21 protein-coding genes are annotated in these 24,094 nt (G+C 56.6%); 8 read left to right on the top strand and 13 right to left on the bottom strand.

Features of this window, described 5'->3' with window-relative positions; genetic code table 11:
• Window positions 1–2: 2 nt before the first annotated feature.
• The 5 genes from J9880_RS08975 (at window position 3) to J9880_RS08955 (ending at window position 6,616) form a co-directional block, all read left to right on the top strand.
• Window positions 3–2,333, top strand: coding sequence for a Tex family protein (locus J9880_RS08975; RefSeq protein ID WP_232770343.1), 2,331 nt, complete (start codon window positions 3–5; stop codon window positions 2,331–2,333).
• A gap of 414 nt (window positions 2,334–2,747) precedes the next feature.
• Entirely contained in the window at window positions 2,748–2,972 is a 225-nt protein-coding gene (feoA, locus tag J9880_RS08970) for a ferrous iron transporter A (protein WP_014333518.1), read from the top strand.
• Window positions 2,973–3,059: 87 nt separating this feature from the next.
• A complete protein-coding gene (gene feoB / locus J9880_RS08965) occupies window positions 3,060–5,378 on the top strand; it encodes a Fe(2+) transporter permease subunit FeoB (RefSeq protein ID WP_131693647.1) in 2,319 nt (772 codons plus the stop codon).
• Between the two features lie 8 nt (window positions 5,379–5,386).
• The gene (locus J9880_RS08960) at window positions 5,387–5,626 is read left to right on the top strand and encodes a FeoC-like transcriptional regulator (RefSeq protein WP_095923825.1); all 240 of its coding nucleotides are present in this window, start codon (window positions 5,387–5,389) and stop codon (window positions 5,624–5,626) included.
• Window positions 5,627–5,695: 69 nt separating this feature from the next.
• The gene (locus J9880_RS08955) at window positions 5,696–6,616 is read left to right on the top strand and encodes a LysR family transcriptional regulator (protein ID WP_095923826.1); all 921 of its coding nucleotides are present in this window, start codon (window positions 5,696–5,698) and stop codon (window positions 6,614–6,616) included.
• Here the strand turns inward: J9880_RS08955 and J9880_RS08950 are convergent.
• From J9880_RS08950 to bioH, 11 genes are all read right to left on the bottom strand, one after another.
• Window positions 6,596–7,240 carry a hypothetical protein gene (locus J9880_RS08950; protein WP_047607976.1) on the bottom strand — a complete coding sequence of 215 codons (645 nt, stop codon included), beginning with the start codon at window positions 7,238–7,240 and terminating at the stop codon, window positions 6,596–6,598. The genes J9880_RS08955 and J9880_RS08950 overlap by 21 nt on opposite strands.
• Before the next feature lie 103 nt (window positions 7,241–7,343).
• On the bottom strand, window positions 7,344–8,279 hold the full coding sequence (gene mdcH / locus J9880_RS08945; RefSeq protein ID WP_232770342.1) for a malonate decarboxylase subunit epsilon: 936 nt from the start codon (window positions 8,277–8,279) through the stop codon (window positions 7,344–7,346).
• 27 nt (window positions 8,280–8,306) lie between these two features.
• On the bottom strand, window positions 8,307–8,933 hold the full coding sequence (locus J9880_RS08940; protein ID WP_095923830.1) for a malonate decarboxylase holo-ACP synthase: 627 nt from the start codon (window positions 8,931–8,933) through the stop codon (window positions 8,307–8,309).
• Between the two features lie 16 nt (window positions 8,934–8,949).
• Entirely contained in the window at window positions 8,950–9,912 is a 963-nt protein-coding gene (locus J9880_RS08935) for an AEC family transporter (protein WP_095923831.1), read from the bottom strand.
• 189 nt (window positions 9,913–10,101) lie between these two features.
• A complete protein-coding gene (gene mdcE, locus J9880_RS08930) occupies window positions 10,102–10,917 on the bottom strand; it encodes a biotin-independent malonate decarboxylase subunit gamma (protein WP_095923832.1) in 816 nt (271 codons plus the stop codon).
• Window positions 10,914–11,765, bottom strand: coding sequence for a biotin-independent malonate decarboxylase subunit beta (locus J9880_RS08925; protein WP_095923833.1), 852 nt, complete (start codon window positions 11,763–11,765; stop codon window positions 10,914–10,916). The genes mdcE and J9880_RS08925 overlap by 4 nt, the downstream gene beginning before the upstream one ends.
• Complete coding sequence (locus tag J9880_RS08920; RefSeq protein ID WP_095923834.1) at window positions 11,755–12,057, bottom strand: malonate decarboxylase subunit delta; 303 nt, start codon at window positions 12,055–12,057, stop codon at window positions 11,755–11,757. Before J9880_RS08920 ends, J9880_RS08925 begins: the two co-directional genes overlap by 11 nt.
• Before the next feature lie 40 nt (window positions 12,058–12,097).
• The gene (locus J9880_RS08915) at window positions 12,098–12,955 is read right to left on the bottom strand and encodes a triphosphoribosyl-dephospho-CoA synthase (protein WP_131693649.1); all 858 of its coding nucleotides are present in this window, start codon (window positions 12,953–12,955) and stop codon (window positions 12,098–12,100) included.
• Window positions 12,956–12,960: 5 nt separating this feature from the next.
• Window positions 12,961–14,622, bottom strand: coding sequence for a malonate decarboxylase subunit alpha (gene mdcA, locus J9880_RS08910; protein WP_095923836.1), 1,662 nt, complete (start codon window positions 14,620–14,622; stop codon window positions 12,961–12,963).
• A gap of 309 nt (window positions 14,623–14,931) precedes the next feature.
• The gene (locus J9880_RS08905; RefSeq protein ID WP_119825329.1) at window positions 14,932–15,201 is read right to left on the bottom strand and encodes a YdgH/BhsA/McbA-like domain containing protein; all 270 of its coding nucleotides are present in this window, start codon (window positions 15,199–15,201) and stop codon (window positions 14,932–14,934) included.
• 232 nt (window positions 15,202–15,433) lie between these two features.
• Entirely contained in the window at window positions 15,434–16,204 is a 771-nt protein-coding gene (bioH, locus tag J9880_RS08900) for a pimeloyl-ACP methyl ester esterase BioH (protein WP_119825331.1), read from the bottom strand.
• 46 nt (window positions 16,205–16,250) lie between these two features.
• Here bioH and gntX point away from each other — a divergent pair, with 46 nt between their 5' ends.
• From gntX to J9880_RS08885, 3 genes are all read left to right on the top strand, one after another.
• Window positions 16,251–16,940, top strand: coding sequence for a DNA utilization protein GntX (gntX, locus tag J9880_RS08895; RefSeq protein ID WP_131693650.1), 690 nt, complete (start codon window positions 16,251–16,253; stop codon window positions 16,938–16,940).
• Window positions 16,941–17,037: 97 nt separating this feature from the next.
• The gene (nfuA, locus tag J9880_RS08890; RefSeq protein WP_013573573.1) at window positions 17,038–17,613 is read left to right on the top strand and encodes a Fe-S biogenesis protein NfuA; all 576 of its coding nucleotides are present in this window, start codon (window positions 17,038–17,040) and stop codon (window positions 17,611–17,613) included.
• Window positions 17,614–17,886: 273 nt separating this feature from the next.
• Entirely contained in the window at window positions 17,887–19,305 is a 1,419-nt protein-coding gene (locus tag J9880_RS08885; protein ID WP_232770341.1) for a CBM96 family carbohydrate-binding protein, read from the top strand.
• Between the two features lie 44 nt (window positions 19,306–19,349).
• On the opposite strand, the gene malQ is transcribed toward J9880_RS08885, so the two are convergent.
• Complete coding sequence (gene malQ, locus J9880_RS08880) at window positions 19,350–21,425, bottom strand: 4-alpha-glucanotransferase (RefSeq protein ID WP_131693651.1); 2,076 nt, start codon at window positions 21,423–21,425, stop codon at window positions 19,350–19,352.
• An 8-nt stretch (window positions 21,426–21,433) separates the two neighbouring features.
• The gene (gene malP, locus J9880_RS08875) at window positions 21,434–23,848 is read right to left on the bottom strand and encodes a maltodextrin phosphorylase (RefSeq protein WP_232770340.1); all 2,415 of its coding nucleotides are present in this window, start codon (window positions 23,846–23,848) and stop codon (window positions 21,434–21,436) included.
• Window positions 23,849–24,094 lie beyond the last annotated feature (246 nt).

The following is a 24,094-nucleotide window of genomic DNA, read 5'->3' as shown; positions in this document are numbered from 1 at the left end:
CTATGAATGATCAACTGAGCCGCATTATCGCAAGTGAATTGCAGGTTCGCCCGGAGCAGGTTGCTTCCGTGGTGCGTCTGCTGGATGAAGGTAATACCGTGCCCTTTATTGCGCGGTATCGTAAGGAAGTCACCGGTGGGTTGGATGATACCCAGCTGCGTCAGTTGGACACCCGTCTGGGTTATCTGCGGGAGCTGGAAGACCGCCGCCAGACCATCCTCAAATCCATCGAAGAACAGGGCAAACTCAGCGACGATCTGGCGAAAGCCATCAACACCACGCTGAGCAAAACCGAGCTGGAAGACCTGTATCTGCCGTTTAAACCGAAGCGCCGCACCCGTGGTCAGATCGCCATCGAAGCCGGTCTGGAACCGCTGGCCGAACTGCTGTGGAACGATCCGCAAAACGAGCCGGAAGCGACCGCTGCCACATTCGTTGATGCCGGTAAAGGCGTGGCCGATACCAAAGCGGCGCTGGATGGCGCGCGCTACATTCTGATGGAACGCTTTGCCGAAGATGCATCGCTGCTGGCGAAAGTCCGTGATTATCTGTGGAAAAATGCCCATCTCACTTCCCGCATGGTGGAAGGCAAAGAGCAGGAAGGCGCGAAATTCCGCGACTATTTCGATCACCACGAACCGATTTCTCAGGTGCCATCGCACCGTGCGCTGGCGATGTTCCGTGGCCGCAACGAAGGCGTATTGCAGCTGGCGCTGAATGCCGATCCGCAGCACGATGAGCCGCCGAAAGAGAGTTATGCCGAACAGCTGATCATTGATCATCTGGGTCTGCGTCTGAACAATGCGCCTGCCGACGTCTGGCGTCGTGCGGTGGTTAACTGGACGTGGCGCATCAAAGTATTGCTGCACCTCGAAACCGAGCTGATGGGCACCGTGCGCGAACGCGCCGAAGATGAAGCGATTAACGTCTTTGCCCGCAACATGCATGATCTGCTGATGGCCGCACCGGCCGGTATGCGCGCCACCATGGGCCTCGATCCGGGTTTACGTACCGGTGTTAAAGTCGCCGTTGTGGATAACACCGGCAAACTGGTGGATATCGATACTGTTTATCCCCATACCGGTCAGGCCGCGAAAGCCGCGCAACAGGTTGCTGCACTGTGCATCAAACATAACGTCGAACTGGTGGCGATCGGAAACGGTACGGCGTCCCGCGAAACCGAGCGTTTCTTCCTCGAACTGCAAAAACAGTTCCCGGCGGTAAAAGCGCAGAAAGTGATTGTCAGTGAAGCCGGTGCGTCGGTGTATTCCGCGTCCGAACTGGCGGCGCTGGAATTCCCGGATCTGGATGTGTCCATTCGTGGTGCCGTTTCCATTGCGCGTCGCTTGCAGGATCCGCTGGCCGAGCTGGTGAAAATCGACCCGAAATCTATCGGTGTCGGCCAGTATCAGCACGATGTCAGTCAGTCTCAGCTGGCGAAAAAACTCGATACCGTGGTGGAAGACTGCGTAAACGCCGTCGGCGTGGATCTGAATACCGCGTCTGTTCCGCTGCTGACCCGCGTGGCCGGTCTGACCCGCATGATGGCGCAGAATATCGTTAACTGGCGTGACGAAAACGGCCAGTTCCGCAATCGCGAACAGTTGCTGAAAGTCAGCCGTCTGGGGCCGAAAGCCTTTGAACAATGCGCGGGCTTCCTGCGTATCAACCACGGCGACAACCCGCTCGACGCCTCCACGGTTCACCCGGAAACCTATCCGGTGGTCGAACGCATTCTGGCTGCGACGCAGCTGGCGCTGAAAGAACTGATGGGCGATTCGAATGTGCTGCGCGGCCTGAAAGCCAGTGAATTCACGGACGAACAGTTCGGCGTGCCGACAGTCACCGACATCATCAAAGAGTTGGAAAAACCGGGGCACGATCCGCGTCCTGAGTTCAAAACCGCGACCTTTGCCGAAGGTGTCGAAACCATGAATGACCTGATGCCGGGCATGATCCTTGAAGGCTCGGTCACCAACGTCACTAACTTCGGCGCGTTTGTGGATATCGGCGTGCATCAGGACGGTCTGGTTCACATCTCGTCACTGGCGAACAAGTTCGTGGAAGATCCGCATACCGTGGTGAAAGCCGGCGATATCGTCAAAGTCAAAGTGATGGAAGTCGATCTGCAACGCAAACGTATCGCGCTGACCATGCGACTGGATGAGCAGCCGGGCGAAGCGCCTGCCCGCCGTTCTTCCGCGCCAGCGTCAGATGCCCGCGACAACCAGAAACGCCATTCGCCGAACAAACCTGCGGGCCGCAATGCCGCGCCAGCAGGCAATAATGCCATGGCGGATGCGCTGGCGGCTGCCCTCGGTAAAAAACGCTAATTTTTGTTTTTCCCTCCGCGTTATGAAAGCCGCTGAAAATCAGCGGCTTTTTTTATGTATCTTTTTTCGACACTTTTTAAACTCTATCCTAATGAATCAATCACTGAGGTAAATCAATAAATCGGGGCTTTGGCAGGCATAGGATAGCGTCGCGGTGGAGATACCCGCGAAGAGGTTCGCCTCTTCTCTTTTGTCTCACTACGCGTACTAATTATGATAACTATTTTCGTTTGTACTTCTTTGCGTATTCACTACGCCGCCAGCCACAGGCCAGCAATTTCGCACCAGGGACAATTTCTGAGCAATAATTTTAGCCACATATATCGCCAGCCAGCGACATCACCGGGCAGGGACGCACGGCGCACAATATCCAGGCGCCGTCACCCTTAATGCCTGATCGCCTCGCGAGGAACTATGCAACTTCAATCAAAACGTGCTTATAAAATTACCGGCTTTTCACACGAAATCAGCCCGGCCTACCGTCAGAAACTGCTGTCACTCGGGATGCTACCGGGGTCCTTTTTTAACATCATCCGCGTTGCGCCGATGGGCGATCCGGTACAAATCGAAACCCGCCGCACCAGTCTCGTCGTCCGCAGAAAAGACCTCGATCTCCTCCAGCTCGAGATGCTGGCCTGATCCTCACATCAGGCCTTTGGCAGTTCATTTTTTGGGGCAGCCCTTTGGCTTGCCTGTTTACCCTTTCTGACACGTAGACTTTATCGTATGAAACCATTAACGATCGGCCTGATTGGTAATCCCAATTCAGGCAAGACCACACTCTTCAATCAGTTAACAGGTTCCCGCCAGCGTGTAGGTAACTGGGCCGGTGTCACGGTCGAGCGCAAAGAAGGCCAGTTCGCTACCGCAGAGCATCAGATTACGCTGGTGGATTTACCGGGCACCTATTCCCTGACCACCATTTCCGAGCAAACCTCGCTCGATGAGCAAATTGCCTGCCATTACATTCTGAGCGGCGACGCAGATCTGATGATCAACGTGGTGGATGCCTCAAACCTTGAGCGCAATCTGTACCTGACTCTGCAACTGCTCGAGCTGGGCGTGCCCTGTATCGTGGCGCTGAACATGCTCGATATCGCCAAAATCCAGAACATCCATATTGATATCCCGGCGCTGTCAGCGCGGCTGGGTTGCCCTGTCGTGCCGCTGATTTCTACCCGCGCCAGCGGCATCAAAGAGCTGAAAGCCGCCATCGACCCGTTGCCGCAAGTGGCCGCGCTGGAACGGGTGAAATATCACCCGGTGCTGCAACAGGAAGTGGATGTGCTGGCCGCTGACATGCCGCAAGACATGACGCTGCAACAGCGCCGCTGGCTGGCGCTGCAAATTCTGGAAGGGGATATTTACAGCCAGACGCATGCGGGCAAAGCGCAGGCACTTCTGCCCGAGGTGAAAGCCCGGCTGACTGAGCAGAAGCTGGAAGACCCGGCGCTGCTGATTGCCGACGCGCGTTATCAGAGCATTGCGGCGCTTTGCGCAGACGTCAGTAACTCGCACCTCACCGCACCGAACAAACTGACGCAGGCGCTGGACCGCGTGATCCTCAACCGTTTCCTCGGCGTGCCGATCTTCCTGTTGGTGATGTATCTGATGTTCGTGCTGGCGATCAATATCGGCGGTGCACTGCAACCGATTTTCGATATCGGCTCAGCCGCGATTTTCATTCAGGGGATGCAGTGGATTGGTTTTACCCTGCACTTCCCGCAGTGGCTGACCATTTTCCTGGCGCAGGGCATTGGCGGCGGGATCAACACTGTCCTGCCGCTGGTGCCACAAATCGGCATGATGTATCTGTTCCTGTCCTTCCTTGAAGACTCCGGTTATATGGCGCGCGCCGCGTTCGTGATGGACCGCCTGATGCAGTCCCTCGGTCTGCCGGGTAAATCCTTCGTGCCGCTGATCGTCGGCTTCGGCTGTAACGTGCCGTCCATTATGGGTGCCCGTACGCTGGATGCGCCGCGCGAACGTCTGATCACCGTAATGATGGCGCCGTTTATGTCCTGCGGCGCACGGCTGGCGATTTTCGCGGTATTCTCCGCGGCCTTCTTCGGGCAGAAAGGCGCGTCCGTGGTGTTCTCGCTGTATCTGCTGGGTATCGTGGTCGCCATCCTGACCGGCCTGCTGCTGAAATACACCATCATGCGCGGCGAAGCCTCTCCGTTTGTGATGGAACTGCCGGTTTATCACGTTCCGCACCTGAAAAGCCTGCTGCTGCAAACCTGGCAACGCCTGAAAGGCTTCGTGCTGCGTGCCGGTAAGGTGATCGTTGTCGCCAGTATTTTCATCGGTGCACTGAACAGCTTCTCGTTCAGCGGCAAGGCCGTGGATAACATCAATGACTCGGCGCTGGCGTCGGTCAGTAAAGTGCTGACACCAGTGCTGTCGCCGATGGGCGTCCATTCTGACAACTGGCAGGCGACCGTCGGTCTGGTGACCGGTGCGATGGCGAAAGAAGTGGTGGTCGGTACGCTGAACACCCTGTACACCGCCGAACATATCCATAATGAAGCGTTCGATGCCGCCAGTTTCAACCTGTTCGATGAACTGGGTGGCGCGGTAAATGAAACCTGGCAGGGCCTGAAAGACACCTTCAGCCTCAGCGTGCTGTCGAACCCGATCGAAGCCAGCAAAGGTGACGGCGAAATGGGCGTCAGCTCCATGGGCGTGATGAGCACCAAATTTGGCTCGGCGGTTTCTGCTTACAGCTACCTGATTTTCGTGCTGCTTTACGTGCCTTGCGTCTCGGTGATGGGGGCGATTGCCCGTGAAACCAGCCGCAGCTGGATGACATTCTCCATCTTCTGGGGGCTGAATGTGGCGTACTCGCTGGCCACGCTGTTCTATCAGGCGGCGACGTTCAGCAGCCATCCGGCTCACAGCGCGGGCATTATCCTTTGCGTGCTGATTTTCAATGCCATCATCCTGACTGCCCTGCGCAAAGCCCGCAGCCGGGTTAGTGTTCACCTGCAACCGCGTAATGTGGCGGCCTGTTGTGAACCCGCCACCGGCAGCGACTGCCATTAGGAGATGCGATGACCAGTCTGATTCAGGTGCGCGACAGTCTTGCACTGGCCGGACGGGCCGATGCCCGCCAGCTCAGCCAGCAGCTTAACGCGCCACAACCGCTGGTGCAGGCGATGCTTGAACGGCTGGTCGCCATGCGCAAAGCCGAAGTGATCGACGCCGATGACAGCTGTCTGAGCGGCAGCTGTAAAAGCTGCGCCGACGGTAAAAAGTGCCTCACGGTCAGCTATCAGCTGACGCAACACTGAACCCACGCCTTTCATGATAGCCGCGTCGCGGCTATCATCACTCCTCGTTTACGCGCCGCAGGAGCCTGCATGATCGACAGTGAAATTACCTTCCGTAAACTCGAAATTTTTCTCGCTTACATGGAAAAGCAAAATATCACCCGCGCAGCCGAGCAACTCGGTCTGAGCAGCGTCAGCGTGCATCGCGCCCTGCATTCGCTGGAAGAAGGTTTGCGTTGTCCGCTGTTTATCCATCGTGGCCGTAACCTGCTGCCGTTGCCCGCCGCCGAAGCGTTGCTGGAGCATGCCACGCAGGTGATTGAGCAAATGGAACACGGCATTCTGGCGACCCAGCGCGCCGCCGGGTTTGGTGATAAGCGCCTGAAAGTCGGCACCTTATATTCGCTGACACTGGAAACCATTCCGCGCCTGATCATGGGACTGAAACTGCGCCGTCCGGAGCTTGAACTGGAACTGGTGATGGGGTCGAATAATGATTTGCTGCACAAGCTGGAAGACGGTCAGCTGGATGCCATCCTGATTTCGACCAGCGATTCGACCGTCGATGCCCAGCGTTACGATCAACTGCCGCTGTTTCAGGATGATATTTTTCTTGCCGCACCGGCCAGTGCAGAGCTGGCGTCAGAAGGCACCGCAGATTTACGTGATTTCAAACAGAAGAAGTTCGTGTCGCTGGCCGAAGGATTCGCCACCTATCACGGCTTTCAGGAAGCCTTTCAGGTGGCCGGTTTCGAGCCGGATATCGTGACGCGGGTGAACGATATTTTCTCAATGCTGAGTCTGGTACAGGCGGGTGTCGGTTACACGCTGATCCCCGGCAGGATGAAAGGCGTGTATGAAAATACGGTAAAGTTACTGCCCCTGGCGGAAGCCTACCAGATGCGCCAGACCATCTCGCTGGTCTTCCCGCACAGCCGCGAGCACGATCCGAACCTGCTCGCCCTCGCCGCTGAAAGCCGGATGTATGCGCTAGCGAGCAGAAAGCGCTGACAGATGCTCGCTGTTTTGCGCAATCAACACCACCGGCCAGTGCGTTTTATCAGGATGGTGACTCCAGATGGCAGATTCCGGAATGCTGACACCATCATAACGCATTTTTGATCCATCATAAGGGTAAAACTGCCCTTTCTCTGTATCAAGTACGAAAACCAGTAAGCCTGCAGAATCCTGCGCCAGACGTTTCCACAGGGCACGCCCGCCAGTGTACTGGTCATTATCGCTCATCAATGTGAGATGCTTTTTCACAACCAGCGTCTCATACAACAACGTCGCTAAACGGTAATCCCGCATACCGGGATTCACCACAATGCCTTCAACCTGAAACGCTTTATCGTCTTCCCAGAACTGACGCACTTCGAGCAGTTCATCGCTCTTTTCCCTGCGGGCAAGTTCCAGCGTTGCCACCACGTGGTGTCGGTTTTCACCCCGGTTATCGGTTCGGGTTTGCGCTTCAGCAATGGCGATAAAGGGGATTTTTTCATCATAGATGACCAACATATCAATGTTGTTGAAACGTATTTCATCAATGATTTCAAACCGTCTGGACAGAGTGGCCGGACTGTACGATCTTTCAAGCACGATCATTTGCGAATCCCCGCGAATTAAAACTGGCATGATATCCCTTCAATCAGAGTGGTTGGACAATAGCACGCTGCGCAAGAATCAAACAAAAATGATTGCGCATTGTTCCTTCATCACCAACCTATCATGCCTTTAATCAACGTTCGTTTTCCCGTAACCGTGTTGCGAGACGTGCCGCAACCTGCATGCCGGACTGGCATAAAGACAACGCTTCGCCCTGCTCCATCGCACGGCGGGTCAGGCCGGTCAGCACCGCGCCAGGGGGCATTTCAATCGCCAGCCGGACATCGCGCTGGTAGGCCGCCACCATCGCGTCCCGCCAGTTGACGGTGCGCGCCATGTTCATCGCCAGATCGTCGGCGATTTTCTCAGGCTGCCAGTAAACACGCCCCGTTGTTCCGCTGAGATAGCCGCAGGCCGGACGGGAAATGGGGATCTGTTTAAACGCCTCCACCAGTTTTGCCGCAGGCTCATCGAGCAGGGCGCAATGTGACGGCACGCTGACCGCCAGCTGATGCGTTTTCTGCGCCCCCAGCCCTTTCGCAAGTTGCATCACCTGCGCCATCGCGGCGTCGCTGCCCGCAATCACCAGCTGGTCTTCGGCGTTAATATTCGCCAGATACACCGGCGATGTGGCGCTGTTGACCTGCGCCACCAGCGCTTCAACCTGCATCTGACGCAGTCCGGTGATCGCCGACAGGCCAAAGCCCTGCGGATACGCCTGTTGCATCAGTTCACCGCGCAGGGCAACCAGACGCACGGCATCATCAAAGTCGAGGGCACCGGCAATCACTGCGGCAGGAAACGCGCCAATGGACAGCCCGCTGCAAAAATCTGCCTCAATCCCTGCGGCCTGACATTGTTTCGCCCAGACCACACCGGCAATCAGCAAACACAGTTGTACCGCGCGGGTGGATCGTAAGGCATCGGCGGTATCGAGCAGCAGAACGTCTTCGCCGAGGGCGCGACTGGCCTGTCCGATGAGGGAATGCGTAAGCGGATTATCCGGCAGGCGATGCAGCATCTGCGGCACCTGCGGCCCTTGTCCGGGGAAGGTAAATAAGATTTTCATCGTGCTCCTTGCTTCTTTTTGCAGGCATCAGCCTGCAGGCGATTGCCACGGGTCACGCACCAGCACCGGGCCGGACGCCGTTTTCAGCATGATGTCACCGCCGCGCAGCCATTCGCTGAGGGCAAATCCCCCCTGCGGCGTCGTGATCTGAACGTCGGCGCGGCAGGGAAGCCGCTGAAGCTGGTCGTAAAAATCAGAAAACTGAGAAGGATCCGCCGGTGCGTCGCAGCGCACCAGTAAATCGAGATCGCTGTCGGCGTGCATGACCGGCAGGTCACTGGCCAGCGCGTAGGCGCAACTGCCCGTCACGCCCCACGGGAAAGGCAGTTGCAGACTGCATAACGTAATCAGCGCCTGCACCGGTTGCTGTGACACAAACGGAGAGTGCAAAAGCGCATTCACGTCGCTGACCAGTGATTCCGGTGTGACGACCCGCACCACCGCCGCCGGGCTGACCCAGGCGGCGGCACGCTGAATGCGGGTCATGCCGCGAATGCCCACCGGAACTGCGCCGTCAGCCCGCTGGTCACGACGCACCACCAGCGGCAGCGAACTGCGCCAGCCGGTGTTCACCCACGCGGGTAATTCATCGTCGCTTTGCAGCGCGGAGCGGTCACGGATCCAGACAAAATCATGGGCACGCGGGTCACACATATTCAATCCTTTTAAATCAATGCAATGCAGCGGTCAGTGAGATAAACAGCGGCAAGGTCACGATGCACAACACGGAACTGATCAGCAGTGACGCTTCGGCATCGGGAGACTGCACACCAAAACGGTTACCGAACACGATACCGAAGAAACCGGCAGACAGTGCAATCATCAGGATAGCGGTCACCGCCACCTGACCACTCAGGCCAAAGGCCAGCACCAGACCCCAGGCGATAAACGGCTGGATCAGGTTTTTCGCCACACAAGACAACAACACCGGACCGTTAATTTTCAGTTTACGGGCTGACAGGATCACACCAGTCAGGAACAGCGCAGACGCGGTCGCTGACAGACCCAGCGGCTTGATCGATGCCAGGAAAATTTCCGGCATTTTAATGCCAATCGCTGACAGGATCACGCCCAGCAACGGTGCCCAGACGATCGGTTTTTTCACTGAACGCCACATCAGCACCGGCAGCAGTGCCAGAGAAGACCCCTGATTTTCGCCACTGAGACGCGCTTTTTCACGCTCCAGGATCAGCAGGCAGAACGGCGTCATCAGCACGGAACCGCAGGCGATAGACACCGCGACGGACAGTGACGTTGACGGCGCATCGCCCATTACGCTGCTCAGAATAGGCAAGCCCAGTGCCGCATAGTTTGGCAGTGCCACGGTCAGCGTCAGCACAGCCGCATCCTGCGGAGACTTTTTGAAGACTTTAGTGCAAATAAAGTAAATCGCCGCGTAGGTGATCCACATCGCCAGAACCAGCACCAGAATCAGCGGCGACTGTTCCACAATGCCCGCCCACGGGGTTTGTACGGTTGCTGCAAACAGCGCAGCGGGTAAAGCAAAATCCATCACGAAAATATTCAGTAAAGAGACATTCTGGTTATCCACCATTTTCGCTTTCCCGGCATAAAAACCGAGGATCATGATGACGAAAATAGGGGCAAGCGCGTGCAATATTACGTAAGTCATAGCGTTTTTCCTGAGGCAAAAAATGAATGCTCAGTCGGCGCCGGTGCGATGGTTTTTTTAGTATGACAGTCCAGTTGCAGACAACAGCAGGCCCTCGCCCGGACGGTATGTCAGGGCGGGAACCCGCAATGCGGCTGCGTCACGCTGTTTGCAGGTGCGTTACCGGTTGAGACTGAAAGTGTTAACGAATTACCATTCCTGACGCATCTGCTGGCGAACGCGCTGCGAACTTGCGCGGTTTTCCGCACCCAGACGGTTGCTGAGGCTAACGCCTTCTTTGCGTGCGTCCTGGATGTTTTGCCAGACAGCGTTTTCTACGCTGCTGATGTCATCGGGTGTTGCCTTGTCCGGGTCAGCGATGTCGAGTAATTGCGACAGCAGCCCAAGCGTGGCGTAGTTTTCGATGTCATAAGCCATCGGAGGAATGGTGGCAGCCAGTTTTTCCAGCGCGTCCACAGAACGTAAGGTGATACGTGCGGCGGATTCTTTCCCCATCGCGTGGATCATCACGCCGTTGTTTTTGAAGGCGATCAGTTTGTTGGCCTGATACCCGTGCGCCAGAAACGCACCGGACATCGCTTTGCCGACAATCAGCCCGACCACCGGATGCCCGGCCAGACGCGCTTTGGCGTAAGCGCCTGCGGCACCGGCCAGCGCCTGATGGATACCGAATGCTTCTTCGCGACGACCGTATGCCTGACTTGGCACGTCAATCACTGCCACGATGGCGCGTTTGGTGCTGGCATCAGCGTCGGCATCAATGACGTCGTTGACGACTTTCGCCAGATTCCAGCCTTCGAGCAGACCGACTTCACCGCCCGCTGCACGCGGATACTGGTTATTTTTGTCCGGCACCACGGCGATGAAACGCACAGGCTGGTCATTCATTTTGCCGTCCGCCGCTTTCACGGAAGGGCAAAGACCGGCAACCGGTGTGGCGTCTTTGGTCAGTTCAGCGAACCAGTAATCACCCCGGCTGACTGCGTTGTTATTTACGTTGCTCATGCGCGATCCTCCCGGTTAAACAAGGCTTCCGTGACTTCACGGCTGGCCTGCTGCGCGGTGTCAAAACCGGTCAGTTTTGGCAGGTAATACTCATAGTTATCCGAACGATGGGTCGCCGGAACGCCTTTTTTGATGAAGGCCAGCATGCTGTCTTTCACTTCAGCGAGGGAATCTTTCACCAGCGCATCGACAAAACCGCTGTGATAACGCACTTCGCCACCGGTCATGCTCCAGATAAACGGACGGTCGCGGGAATCGTATTCATCGATACCGGCTTCCTGTTCGATCACCTGTGGACCGTTCAGCCCCAGACGCGCTTCACGGGTGACAATCAGATAGCTGCACAGTGCGGCGGCGATCGACATCCCGCCAAAGCAACCGACAGTACCGGCAACCACGCCGATCACCGGTGTATAGCGGCGTAAATCCACAATCGCGGCGTGAATGTCAGCGATCGCGGCAAGGCCCAGATTGGCTTCCTGCAAACGCACGCCACCGGTTTCCAGCAGCAGAACGGCCTGCGTCGGGATACCGTTGCGGTTGTCTTCTGCGGCCATTTCCAGCGCAGCGGCCATTTTGGCGCCGGACACTTCGCCCATGCTGCCGCCCTGGAAGCTGCCTTCGATCGCCACAACAACAGCGGGCTGGCCGTTAATCTGGCCTTTCGCCACCACCATGCCGTCATCGGCCTGCGGCACGATGCCTTGCGGTTCCAGCCACGGTGACTGGATGCGTTCGAACGGCCCGAGCAGTTCGCGGAAAGTCCCTGCGTCCAGCAATTTGCGGGCGCGCTGGCGCGCATTCAGTTCAATAAAGCTCTGATCCTGAACGGAAGTATCAGTTGGCATGTTCAGCCTCCTCAAAGACCTGTTCGATACGCAGACGGGCAACCCCGGGTGTGGCGCCAAAATCGTTAATGTCGAGACGCCCGGCCGGTAATTCACGCAGCGCGTTCAGACGGTCGAAAAAGTGCTGCCACAGGCTGTGACTGCCGTCGACGGACGTGGTCACGGTAATGTTCAGCGCACGGGTTGTTTGTGGTTCATACAGCGCTTCTAAATCGCCGGAACCTACCACACCCGCCTGGGCGTGATCTGCCAGCGGTTTGGCCGCCGGGTAAGAAAATTCAAAACGTTCCATAACACCTCTTTGTCCTGATGTTAGTTAATTCGTGTCCGGTTCAGGCCACGCTGACGCGGTCAAGGAACAGCGTCGCGGCCAGTAAATCGGCAGCGCCTCCGGGCGATACGTTATCGGCCAGCATGCGGTATTCGAGATGGCGTAACAGTTGTTTGCCCGCCATGGTTCTCATTCCGCCGGCTTCGAGCACGGCCTGCGCGCCCTGATGCATGGCCTCCAGCGCCGGCAACCCGCCGCGCGATAACACGCAGGTATCGGCCAGTGTGGTCATCACCGCCAGTAAGGCATCGACCTGCGCTTCGCTTTCGCTCGCGCCACGTGCCCGGCTGTGATGAAGCTGTGGCAGCGCACCACCGATAATGTGCGGGAAACCGCTTTGTGCCTCTTCGCGTGCACCCGGCACCTGATAGCGCTGCACGGCGTGCGAACCTTTACTGAATTTTTTCGGGCTGAAAGCGTCGGGCAACGCCGCAATTTTCGCGGCGCGCTGCGCAATATGCATCGGCAGTAATTTTTCCGGCTGCATGGCGACGGCGCTGACCAGCAACCCCATCGCCCAGATAGCGCCCCGGTGAGTATTCACTCCGCCGGTTTCCGCCATCATCTGCGCTTCTCCCGCGCGGCCTAAACGCCCCACTTCCTGACGCAGGGCGATATCCGCCGGGCGCTGCCAGCTGTGTAAGGCCAGCAAATAGAAGGTGGAGGTCAGGCTGCGCGCCGAACGCACCATCAGATCCAAACTTAAATCCTGATGGGCTCCGGCACTCCGGCTGTCTACCAGCCCCGGTTTCGGGCTAAGCCGCGCTTCGTCGATCAGCGCCTGCGTCGCCGTTTCTGCCAGCCTTTCGGCCAGTTCTTCCGCTGTGAGTACAGCGCCAATCGTTAAAGTCTGCGGCATGGTGATCACCAGCTACGGAATTTGGCGGGCGGGTTATACAAACCGCCGGACCAGTCAACCAGCTCGCTCACGCTGCCTGCCGCCAGTAATGAACGGGTGGCGTCGGTGCGGCGGATGCCCATGTCTTCCGGGAAGACCACCAGTTCCTGACGGCGCAGGTCGGCGACGCGTTTGGCGTCAACGCCCAGACCGATGTCAGTGATACCGGCCACGGCCGCCACCATCGCACGACGTTCTTCGAGAGAACGGGCGCGGTGCAGATAGGCGATGCCTTCTTCGGTCAGCACGTGAGTCACGTCGTCGCCGTAAATCATCACCGGTGCCAGAGGCATACCGGATTCTTTACCCACATCGACGGCTTCGAGTTTCTCAACGAAGGTCGGTTTGCCACCGGCCTGGAAGGTTTCCACCATCTGGACGACCAGCTTTTTACCGCGCGCCATCGGGTCCGGCTCTTCGATCATGTCGAGCCAGGCGGGCGTGGAGTGACGGCGACCGTGCGGGTCATGCCCCATGTTCGGTGCGCCACCGAAACCGGCCAGACGGCCACGGGTCACGGTTGAGGAGTTCGCCAGTCCGTCGACCTGCAAGGTCGAACCGATGAACATGTCCACCGCGTACTGGCCTGCCAGCTGGCAGAACGCACGGTTGGAGCGCATGGAGCCGTCGGAACCGGTGAAGAACACATCGGGACGGGCGCGGATATATTCTTCCATCCCCAGTTCGCCACCGAAGCAGTGCACGGTTTCCACCCAGCCGCTTTCAATCGCCGGGATCAGCGTCGGATGCGGGTTCAGTGTCCAGTGTTTACAGATTTTGCCGCGCAGCCCGAGCTGTTCGCCGTAAGTGGGCAGCAGCAGTTCGATGGCGGCGGTGTTAAAGCCGATGCCGTGGTTCAGCGACTGCACGTTGTGTTTGGCGTAGATGCCTTTGATCGCCATCATCGCCATCAGCACGTGAACCGGTTTAATCAGACGCGGATCACGGGTGAACAACGGTTCGATAAAGAACGGTTTGTCGGCCACCACCACGAAATCGATCCAGTCGCCGGGAATATCCACGCGCGGCAGGTCGGTTTCTTCGTCAACCAGTTCGTTAACCTGCGCAATCACGATGCCGTTTTTAAAGGCTGCGGCTTCGACCAGCGCCGGGGTGTCTTCGGTACTTGCGCCGGTGTACAGGTTACCTTTGCGGTCGGCTTTGAAACCGGCAATCAGGGCAATGTTCGGCACCAGATCGACATAAAGGCGGGAATACAATTCGATATAGGTGTGGATCGCGCCGATTTCCATCTGACCGTCTTCCAGCAGCTGCGCGATACGCAGGCTTTGCGGGCCGGAGAAGGCGAAGTCGAGCTTGCGGGCGATACCGCGTTCGAAGAGATCCAGATGTTCGGCGCGGCTGACGCTCGGCATGATCATATGCAAATCATGCAGCTTTTCAGGGTTCACTTTCGCCAGTGAGCGGGAAAGGAAGTCAGCTTGTTTTTGGTTGTTACCTTCCATCACCACGCGGTCGCCGGAGGCAATCAGCGTTTCGAGGACAGGAATAATTTTATCTGTGGGTAAGACTTTACCCTCGGCCACGGAACGGACACTGTCGATACGCCGTTGTTTTTCATTGCGGCGGGTGTCCCACACTTTCGTGGTCTGCGGATGTTGCGGCATGCCAAACCTCCCTGGGTTGAGCTTGCTGAATCTTTCCCGGCGTGATGAAACAAAGAGGCGTTGGGAAGTTCAGTCAAGTGGCGGTTGCATCACATTTGACCTGTTTTGATAGCCTGCTAAGTGTAGGCAGCGCGGAATTTTCCATCAATTAAGTGCTCTGACAGTTCGTTACTCTGAGAGTAACGATTCGGGCTAATTCATTAAAAACAAGTTGATACAGAACAAAGAAAGAGAGGAAGTGCACAAAAAGCGGGAAATAAAAAAGGGATGCACAAAGGCATCCCCGGGTTCAGACCGTCAGAAGAACGATTATTTGAAGACTTCAGCCGACGCACTGATTTTCTTCTTCTCCTGCGCGGCGATAACGACATAGTATTTGCCGCCTTTTTCATCCGCCAGCTTGGACAACTCTTCTTTCGCGTCCATCGGCGCGGTGTATTCGTTAATAGTAGAAACCAGACCCAGGCTGGTGTAACCCTTATCTTTGGCTTCTTGTTTCGAGATCATTTCAGCGGCCATTGCGTTAACTGAGAACAATCCTGCCAGCACGGCAGCAATAATAATTTTGTTTGATTTCATGACAATACCTCTAAATTGGATGAATAATTCTCAAAGAAAGCAGTCAAGATATGAACAATCGGTGCATCTGCGCTGGCATGACCTTCATGGTTAAACACCAGTAAACTCCCCAGAGACGCAAACAGGCAGGCGTAACAACTTACGCGTGCCTTTCACCCCGTCATCATCGGCTTAAGTATTAGTCACCCTTGGAAATTAGCCAGAAAATCGAAAAAAATATTTACATTGATTTTCAGTCTGAAACCAGGAACCGCTCGACAAGCTCACAAAACTTTTCGGGATGGGAGATAAACGGCGCATGTGCCGCTTTATCAATGATTTCAGAACGGGAATGCGGCAGTAAGGCATCCAGCAGCGGCACTATTTTGCGCGGCACCAGTCCGTCCAGCGCGCCGTAAATGCGCAATAGCGGCAGCGTCAGCGTCGTCATGGCCTGGCGTAAATCGACCTGGCGTAAAATCTCCAGCCCGCCGTTCAGCACATCCACGCAAGGCATCGGCTGTCCGAGTACAATGGATTTCAGCAGGCGCGCATCCTGACGTGCGCTGTTGCTGCCGAGCGTTTGCAGGGCCAGAAAACGCTCGACGGTGCGCTGAAAATCTTCACTCAGCTGATGCTGGAATCCCTGCAAGACGTCGGGGCGGATCCCCGGCCAGTTTTCCTGCGCGCCAAAGCAGGGCGAGGACGCCACGGTGATCAGCTTTTCGACGCGCTCCGGTGCGCTCAGCGCCACCTGACTGGCGACCAGCCCGCCCAGCGACCAGCCCATCCATGACGCCTTTTCCGGCATCGCCTCCAGCACAATGTCGGCCATTTCCGTCAGGCTCATGGCCGGGAAATCTTCACTGCGACCATAGCCCGGTAAATCCACCAGATGCAGACAAAATTGCGGCGCAAGTCGCTCTGCGGTGTAACGCCACACTTCGGCATTCAGCCCCCATCCGTGAAGCAGCACAAGATGGCGATCTCCTTCGCCGATTGTCTCCCGGTAAAGCGTTTTCATAGCGTATTGTCCGTGTCTGTCTGAATGGCAAAAGGAATCCGCCACTATGCTAACAATTGCCAGCCGCTGTTGGCTATGCCAGTGTCCGCTGCATCTTGCGGTTCAGGGCATTTGCAGTGTGTGCCTGTCACATCTGCCCGTCGCGCCGCCGTGCTGCCCGCGCTGCGGACTGCCCTCTTCCGGCGGTCATCACGACTGCGGGCGCTGCCTGCAAAAACCGCCGCCGTGGGATGCCATGGTTTTCGCCACACCCTATGAGCCGCCGGTCAGCGGGCTGGTGCTACGCCTTAAATCGTCCCGGTTTCCGGAACCGGACACCGCGCTCGCCCGTCTGCTCCTGCTGCGCTGGCTGGAACGCTACCGGGGCAATACCCTGCGCCGCCCCGATGTCATCCTCAGCGTGCCGCTGCACCGGCAACGTTATGCCTGGCGGGGTTTTAATCAGAGTGAATTGCTCGCCAGACCGCTGGCGCGCTGGCTGCATTGTGAGTATCTCCCCGGTGCGTTAAGCCGTGACCGGCAAACGACATCACAGCAAAGCCTGACCGAACGGGAGCGGAAGTGGAATCTGCGCAAGGCGTTTACCTGCCATACCCGCCTGCGCGGTAAACACGTGATGTTGCTCGATGATGTGGTCACCACCGGCAGCACGGTGCGGGAAATCGGTAAAATTCTGCGCAATCAGGGCGTTGCTTCGCTGCAAATCGCCTGTATTTGCCGGACGTTGCAGACATAGGCACGTGCTGCTAACACCAGCGCAACACTGAGGGTGACGGGTAAAAACAAAGGGCGTATTATAACCAACTAGAGTAGTCAACTATTGAGCGAATGTTATGATCCTTATTACCGATGCTGCCCAAGAGCACTTTGCCAAATTGCTGGCAAGCCAGGAAGAAGGCACCCAAATCCGCGTATTCGTGATCAATCCCGGTACGCCAACCGCAGAATGCGGTGTCTCCTATTGCCCACCTGACGCCGTAGAAGCGACGGATACCGAACTGAAGTTCGAGAAACTGTCTGCTTTTATTGATGAATTAAGCGCGCCTTATCTGCAGGACGCGGTGATCGACTTCGTCACCGATCAGCTGGGGTCCCAGCTGACGCTGAAGGCACCGAACGCCAAAATGCGTAAAGTCTCTGACGATGCGCCGCTGATGGAACGTGTTGAATATCAGTTGCAGTCGCAGATTAACCCGCAGTTAGCCAGCCACGGCGGCCGTGTTTCCCTGATGGAAATCACCGACGACGGCATTGCTATCCTGCAATTCGGCGGCGGTTGTAACGGCTGTTCCATGATTGATGTCACCCTGAAAGACGGCATCGAGAAAGAACTGCTGCAAAACTTCCCTGAGCTGAAAGGCGTGCGCGACCTGACCGAACACCAGCGCGGTGAACACTCGTTCTACTGATCGGTTAACGCCATTCCAGTATCACAATACTTTAGGGTTCAGCACTGCTGGGCCCTTTTTATTGCCTGCAATTTCCCCCTTCCTGTTGTGCCCGTAATGGCACAACCAGACTCGCTTTCAGCACGCACAGATTGCGCATAAAACAGAGGCAGGGGAAAAGGAATCGTGTATTACAACACGTCTCAGACCTGCTTTCTCAAGCGAGAGCCAGGCCGGACACACACTTCCCCGGATGTCATTTCTAAGGAAATCACTGTCTGTCCGGAGTCTGTTATGAAAAAAACCTTACGCGTTTTAGTCCCTCTCGCGGGTCTGTTCGCCCTGATGCCGCTGGCTTCTCATGCGGCATCAGGACAGTCCAACGTCTCCTGTTCCTACAGTCACACGCTGGGCGACGATGCCATTCTGATGTTTGGTATGCCCAATCATGCGATGCTCCACGACTTCTTCGGTAACACCAGCACGGATGCGTATTCCACCTACGATACGTTGCAGGCAAAACCGGAAACCACCTGTGACAATAAGGCGGACTCCACCGCCTATTGGGCACCGACCATGAAACTGCCTACAGGCGAAGTGGTGAAGCCGTCGTATCAGAAAACCTACTATCAGGCCAACTCGGTAGAAAAGTATCCGCTGACGCCTTTCCCAAAGGGGTTACAGTTGCTGGCCGGGGATCACGTGGGCACCGGCCCCAATCCGCACGTAAGCTTCTTGTGTGCCAATGGGAACGGCTACACAAACACCGCCGATCAGGTCTGTGGCTTACGCTCAGGCGGGGATGCCGTGCAGTTCAACATCGGTATTAACTTCCCCAACTGCTGGGACGGGGTTCATCTGAAACCTGAGAAGGGTGTGGCGAACGCCACGTATGACTCAAACAATGTCTGCCCGGCGGCTTTCCCGGTGAAAATACCTAAGGTCAACATGAACATTGCCTACGTGTTGCCGCAGATCACCTCACTGGATACCAGCAAAATACAGCTTTCGCTGGACCCTGAAATGGTCGGTGATCAACGCATCGAGAAGTGGGGCAGCATTTACACCGCACATGGCGATTTCGTGAATGGCTGGCCTGAACAGTCAGCGAAATACATGACCGACTTGTGCATGAATCTGGCTTTCGATTGCAGTAACACCATCCCTTACAGCTACGAGCCGGCACTGGAAGACACGGTCGTCAGCAGTACCAACAGCAGCACCAATTACGGCAGCAGCACATTGCTGACCGCCAGCGACAACTGGAAAAACGGCGGCCATGCCAGCAATCCGGAAAGCCTGATCCTGTTTAAGTTTAAAATTCCTGCACTGCCGGAAGCCATCCCGGCCTCTGAAGAGGGATTATTCGTCTACCGTCTGCGGGTGTTTGGTGGCAATGCTGCTTCAACTGCCACCGGTAGATTATATGCCTACAACACCTCAACAGACTGGGATGGCAAAACAGTGAACTGGGATAACCATCCGGCAACGGATTACCAGTCCGCAGGATCAGTCTCGATGAACAATAATCATCAGTATCGCGATATTACTGTGGATACGGCGGTCCGACAGGCGCTGGCAGAAGGCAAAACAGAAGTCGCTTTCTACCTCGGCGGTGATCAGAACGGCGGGACGTACACCTTCGATTCCACCGAAACCAACCATCCACCGTTGCTGATCGTGAAAGGCTACAAGGCGGCAACAGAGAATTAATCACAGCGGCCTGAGGAAACTCAGGCCCTTTTCTGCTTCCTGGATTACCCCTTTCGCCGTTTGCTCAAATCGGCCAGCAGCGCATCAATATGCTCATCGCCAAACATTTCCTCCAGCGTTCGCGTCAGTTTGCGCCGCCAGTTAGGGTATTCGGTATTCGTGCCCGGCACATTAACCGGCAAATCCATATCCAGCCAGTCTTCCGGTTGCAGGCCGAGCAATGCGCTGGCGCTCGCCGCCAGATAACGCTGCAGCCCGCCATTTAGCACCGGCGTCATCGGCATGTTTGCTGCGGTTTTGCCGATCGATTTCGGCACGCACCCTGTCCGATGTAACGCATCCAGCAATCCCTGCTTGCTGTGTTCACGCTCCCCGCGCAATTTCTCCAGCACCTGCGGATCAGGATAAACACCCAGCGACGCACCAAGCGTTAAATCGCCACCTTCCCAGTAACCGCGCAACGTCGGCAGATCATGCGTGGTGACCGTTGCCATCGCCTGCGAAACATAATCCTCCGGTGGCCGGTAAACGTAGTTTTTATCGTGTTCGAAATACAACACCTTGTAGGAATACACGCCGCTGTCACGCAGGCTGGCGACAATCTCTTTCGGCACTGTACCGAGATCTTCGCCAATCACCATGCACTGATGCCGCTGACTTTCCAGCGCCAGCACGCCGAGTAAATCCTCCAGCGGATAACGGACATACGCGCCATTCCCCGCCTCCTGATCCGCCGGTATCCACCACAAACGCAGCAGCCCCATCACGTGATCGATACGCAGTGCGCCGCAATCCGCCATATTGGCACGCAATAAATCAATAAATGGCTGATAGGCACGGGCTTTCATTTCATTGGGATCGATGGGCGGAAGCCCCCAGTTTTGCCCCTGCGGCCCGAGAATATCCGGGGGCGCGCCGACGGCGGCATTCAGGCAATACAGCGCCGGATCCGACCAGGTTTCCGCACCGCCCTGAGCGACACCCACCGCCAGATCCCGGTACAGGCCGATCGGCATTTTCAGCTCCCTGCTGCGCTGATAACACGCGGAAAACTGCGTATGCGCCAGCCATTGCTGCCACTGATAGAACTCAACTTCACTGGCATAACGCTCACTGAATTCGCGTACATCCGCGCTTTGGGCATCGCGATAGGCTTGCGGCCACACCGGCCAGCCCCACTGGCCTAAATCCAGATCCCGCAGATGCACATGCAGCGCGTCGAACAGCGCCTGTTGCCGCAAACTGTCGCCGCCGAGTTCCACGAACCGGCGGAAATCCTGCTTACGCAGGCTGTCTTGCGGCAGTTCACAAAACAGCGGCCAGGCCAGTTTCAGCGCGGCGGATTTCAGCGCCATGACCTGCGGATAATCCACAAACTCCGTACTGCGTGCCTGCAATAACGCGTCACGCGTCTCTCTGGAATGCCACCAGTTTTGTGCCTCGCGACTGGCGGCGAATTCCTCCACGGCGTTCACATCGATGTAGGTCAGGTTCAGCCAGCGGCGGGACGACGGACTGTACGGGCTGGCACTTTGCGGATTTGCCGGATACAGCGAATGAATAGGATTAAGCCCGACGAACGCCCCGCCGCGCTTTCCCACTTCCTCGAGCATTTTTTTCAGGTCGCCAAAATCCCCGACGCCCCAGTTATTCTCCGAACGCAGGGTATAAAGCTGCACCGTCGCGCCCCACAGTTTTTTGCCCGCCCGCAACGCCTGCGGCTCATAGCAACGCGGCGGCGCGACGATAATCCGGCAAGGCCAGACATTGCCGTTTTGCGATAACGTCAGCTGGTGATAACCGGCAGGCAGCGCCGCACCAAGGTTCAGCACCTTGCCCGCCGGAAGGTCACCGTGCGTCTGACGGCCATTTTCCTGCGTCAGTTGCCATTGAAATGCGCCGCTGCCTTCCGGCGTCAGCCGCATTTTTTTGCCGGTAATAAAGACTTTCACCGGCGGCACGGGCGTGATCTCCGGCACGTCAGCCACACCACGCCCCATCGCCGCCAGCAAGGCAATACGCGTGTCATCGGAGACCGTTTCCACCTCGTCCGTCATATTAATAAAACTGTCTACAATGCCCGCCCGGCGGGCGGCCTCAACGAGTTGCTTGTCCTCCATGTCGGCTCCTATCGTTTGGCCTGCCAGATACGCTGCTGATAATCGCGGATGGAACGGTCGGCGCTGAACATGCCGACGCGGGCGGTGTTGAGCAGCGTGCGGCGCGTCCATTCGTCAGCATTACGATAGAGCGTGTCGACCTGTTTTTGCGCCTCGCAATAGGCGGCGAAATCCGCCAGCACCAGATACGGGTCGCCGCCGTCGAGCAGACTGCTGAGCATCAGATCGAAGGCTTTTTTGTCACCCCTGGCATAAAAGCCGCTGGCCAGTTCGTCGAGAATGGCTTTGAGATGTTTGTCTTTTTTCACCAGCGCTTTCGGCTTGTAGCCTTTTTTGAGTTGCGCTTTCACTTCATCGACGGTCAGACCGAAGATAAAGATGTTGTCCTCGCCGACCTGTTCGGCAATTTCGACATTTGCGCCGTCGAGCGTGCCGACGGTCAGGGCGCCGTTCAGCGCCAGTTTCATGTTGCCGGTACCGGAAGCTTCTTTCCCGGCCGTCGAAATCTGCTCAGAGACGTCCGCTGCCGGGATCATCAGCTCCGCCACCGAGACGCAATAATCGGGAATGAACACTACTTTGATACGATCCGCGACGATCGGATCGTTGTTGATCTTCTCCGCCACCTGATTGATCGCATAGATAATGTTTTTAGCGAGGTAATAGCCGGGCGCGGCTTTGGCACCGAACAGGAAAACACGCGGCACGATGTCGAGTTTCGGGTTATCGCGGATCTGGCGGTACAGGGAAAGAATGTGCAGCAGATTGAGATGCTGACGTTTGTACTCGTGCAGGCGTTTGATCTGCACGTCAAAAATCGCGTCGGGATTGAGGCGGATCCCCATGCGCTGCCAGACGTACTCCGCCAGCCGGACTTTGTTGTCGTGTTTGATTTTGCGGTACTGCTTGCAGAATTTTTTGTCTTTAACGCCGTCTTCCAGACCTTTCAGCAAATCCAGATTATTCACCCAGGTGTCGGTTTTCAGCCGCTCATCAATCAGCGCGGAAAGCGCCGGATTACACTGTTTCAGCCAGCGGCGCGGCGTGATGCCGTTGGTCACGTTGTGGAATTTCTGCGGCCAGAGCTGGTGATATTCCGGGAACAAATCTTTCACCACCAGATCCGAATGCAGCGCCGCCACGCCGTTGACCGCAAATCCGGCCAACACGCAGAGGTTCGCCATACGCACCTGTTTGTCGTGATGCACCGCAAGCTTCGCCCAGACCGCCTCGTCACCCGGCCATTCCTTGCTGACCAACTTCTTAAAATCGGCGTTGATCTGTTTGATTATCTGGAAATGGCGCGGCAACAGACTGCGTACCAGACGCTCGTCCCAGGTTTCCAGCGCTTCCGGCATTAAGGTGTGGTTGGTGTAGGCAAAGGTGCGGCTGGTGATGTGCCAGGCGTCATTCCAGCTCAGCTGATGCTCGTCGATCAGCACACGCAACATTTCAGGAATGGCGATGGTCGGGTGCGTATCGTTGAGCTGGATGACTTCATAATCCGGCAGCTCACTGATTTTGCGGCCATGGAAGTGGTGTCGCCGCAGGATATCCGCCACCGAACAGGCGCACTGGAAATACTGCTGCATCAGCCGCAGGCGTTTACCGGCCTGATGGTTGTCATTCGGGTACAACACTTTGGTGAGTTTGGCGGCCTCTACGCCCTGTTGTTCGGCTTTCAGAAACTCGCCATCATTAAACTTTTCCAGATCAAACGGATGCGGATGGGTGGCTTCCCATAAACGCAGCGGCTGCGTGATGCCGTTGCGATAGCCCATCACCGGCAGATCCCAGGCTTCGCCGCGCAGGGTAAATTCCGGTTCCCAGCGCGGTACACCCTGTTCATTCTTCACGATTTTGCCGCCAATCCCGACACTGACCGCCAGCGAACTGTTATGGCGAAACCACGGATAGTCGCTGCGGTGCCAGTCGTCCGGCGACTCTTTCTGTTTGCCATCGACAAAACGCTGACGGAATAAACCGTACTGATAATTCAGGCCGTAACCGATGCCGGGCTGCCCGACCGAGGCCATCGCATCGAGATAACAGGCCGCCAGCCGCCCCAGTCCGCCATTGCCCAGCGCGGGATCGATTTCCTCTTCCAGCAGGTCCGTCAGGTTGATATCAAACCGCTCCAGCGCGCTGGCAATTTTTTCGTACCAGCCGAGATTAATCAGGTTGTTGCCGGTGAGGCGTCCGACCAGAAATTCCATCGAGATATAGTTAACGTGGCGGGTGATTTTTTTGCTTTTGCTGCTGACCGCGTCGCTTTGCGGAGGAAGCTGCTCAGCGACCGCGGCGCTGACTGCGTGCCACCACTGATGTTGAGTCATATCTGAAGCTGAAGTGAGTCCGAACGCTTGCCACTGGCGGGTGAGCGCCGCCAAAAAAACATCCTGCTTGAACGTGATCTTCGACATAGGGCAGTCTCTTTTCTGTCTGAGGGGACGGAATGCTTCCGTGAGAAAAAGTGTGATCTCGCTATCTATGTATAAACCCTATGCTGGAAAAATGCTCACTGCGGGGATGAGGAAAAATGCATGAAATCATGTCGTAGGGAGGGGGGAGATGCCATTAAAACCCACGCTTATTCGCAGGGTGTGAGCATATCGGGCTTTGCTCCTCCCCCTGCGAAGGGGGAGGCGGGGAGGGGGTTTTAATGGCAT

This window comes from Rahnella victoriana (assembly GCF_021276285.1).
Taxonomy (GTDB): Bacteria; Pseudomonadota; Gammaproteobacteria; order Enterobacterales; family Enterobacteriaceae; genus Rahnella; species Rahnella victoriana.
Note: the sequence above shows the minus strand (reverse complement) of the source record. Positions and strands in the feature narration are given on the sequence as shown.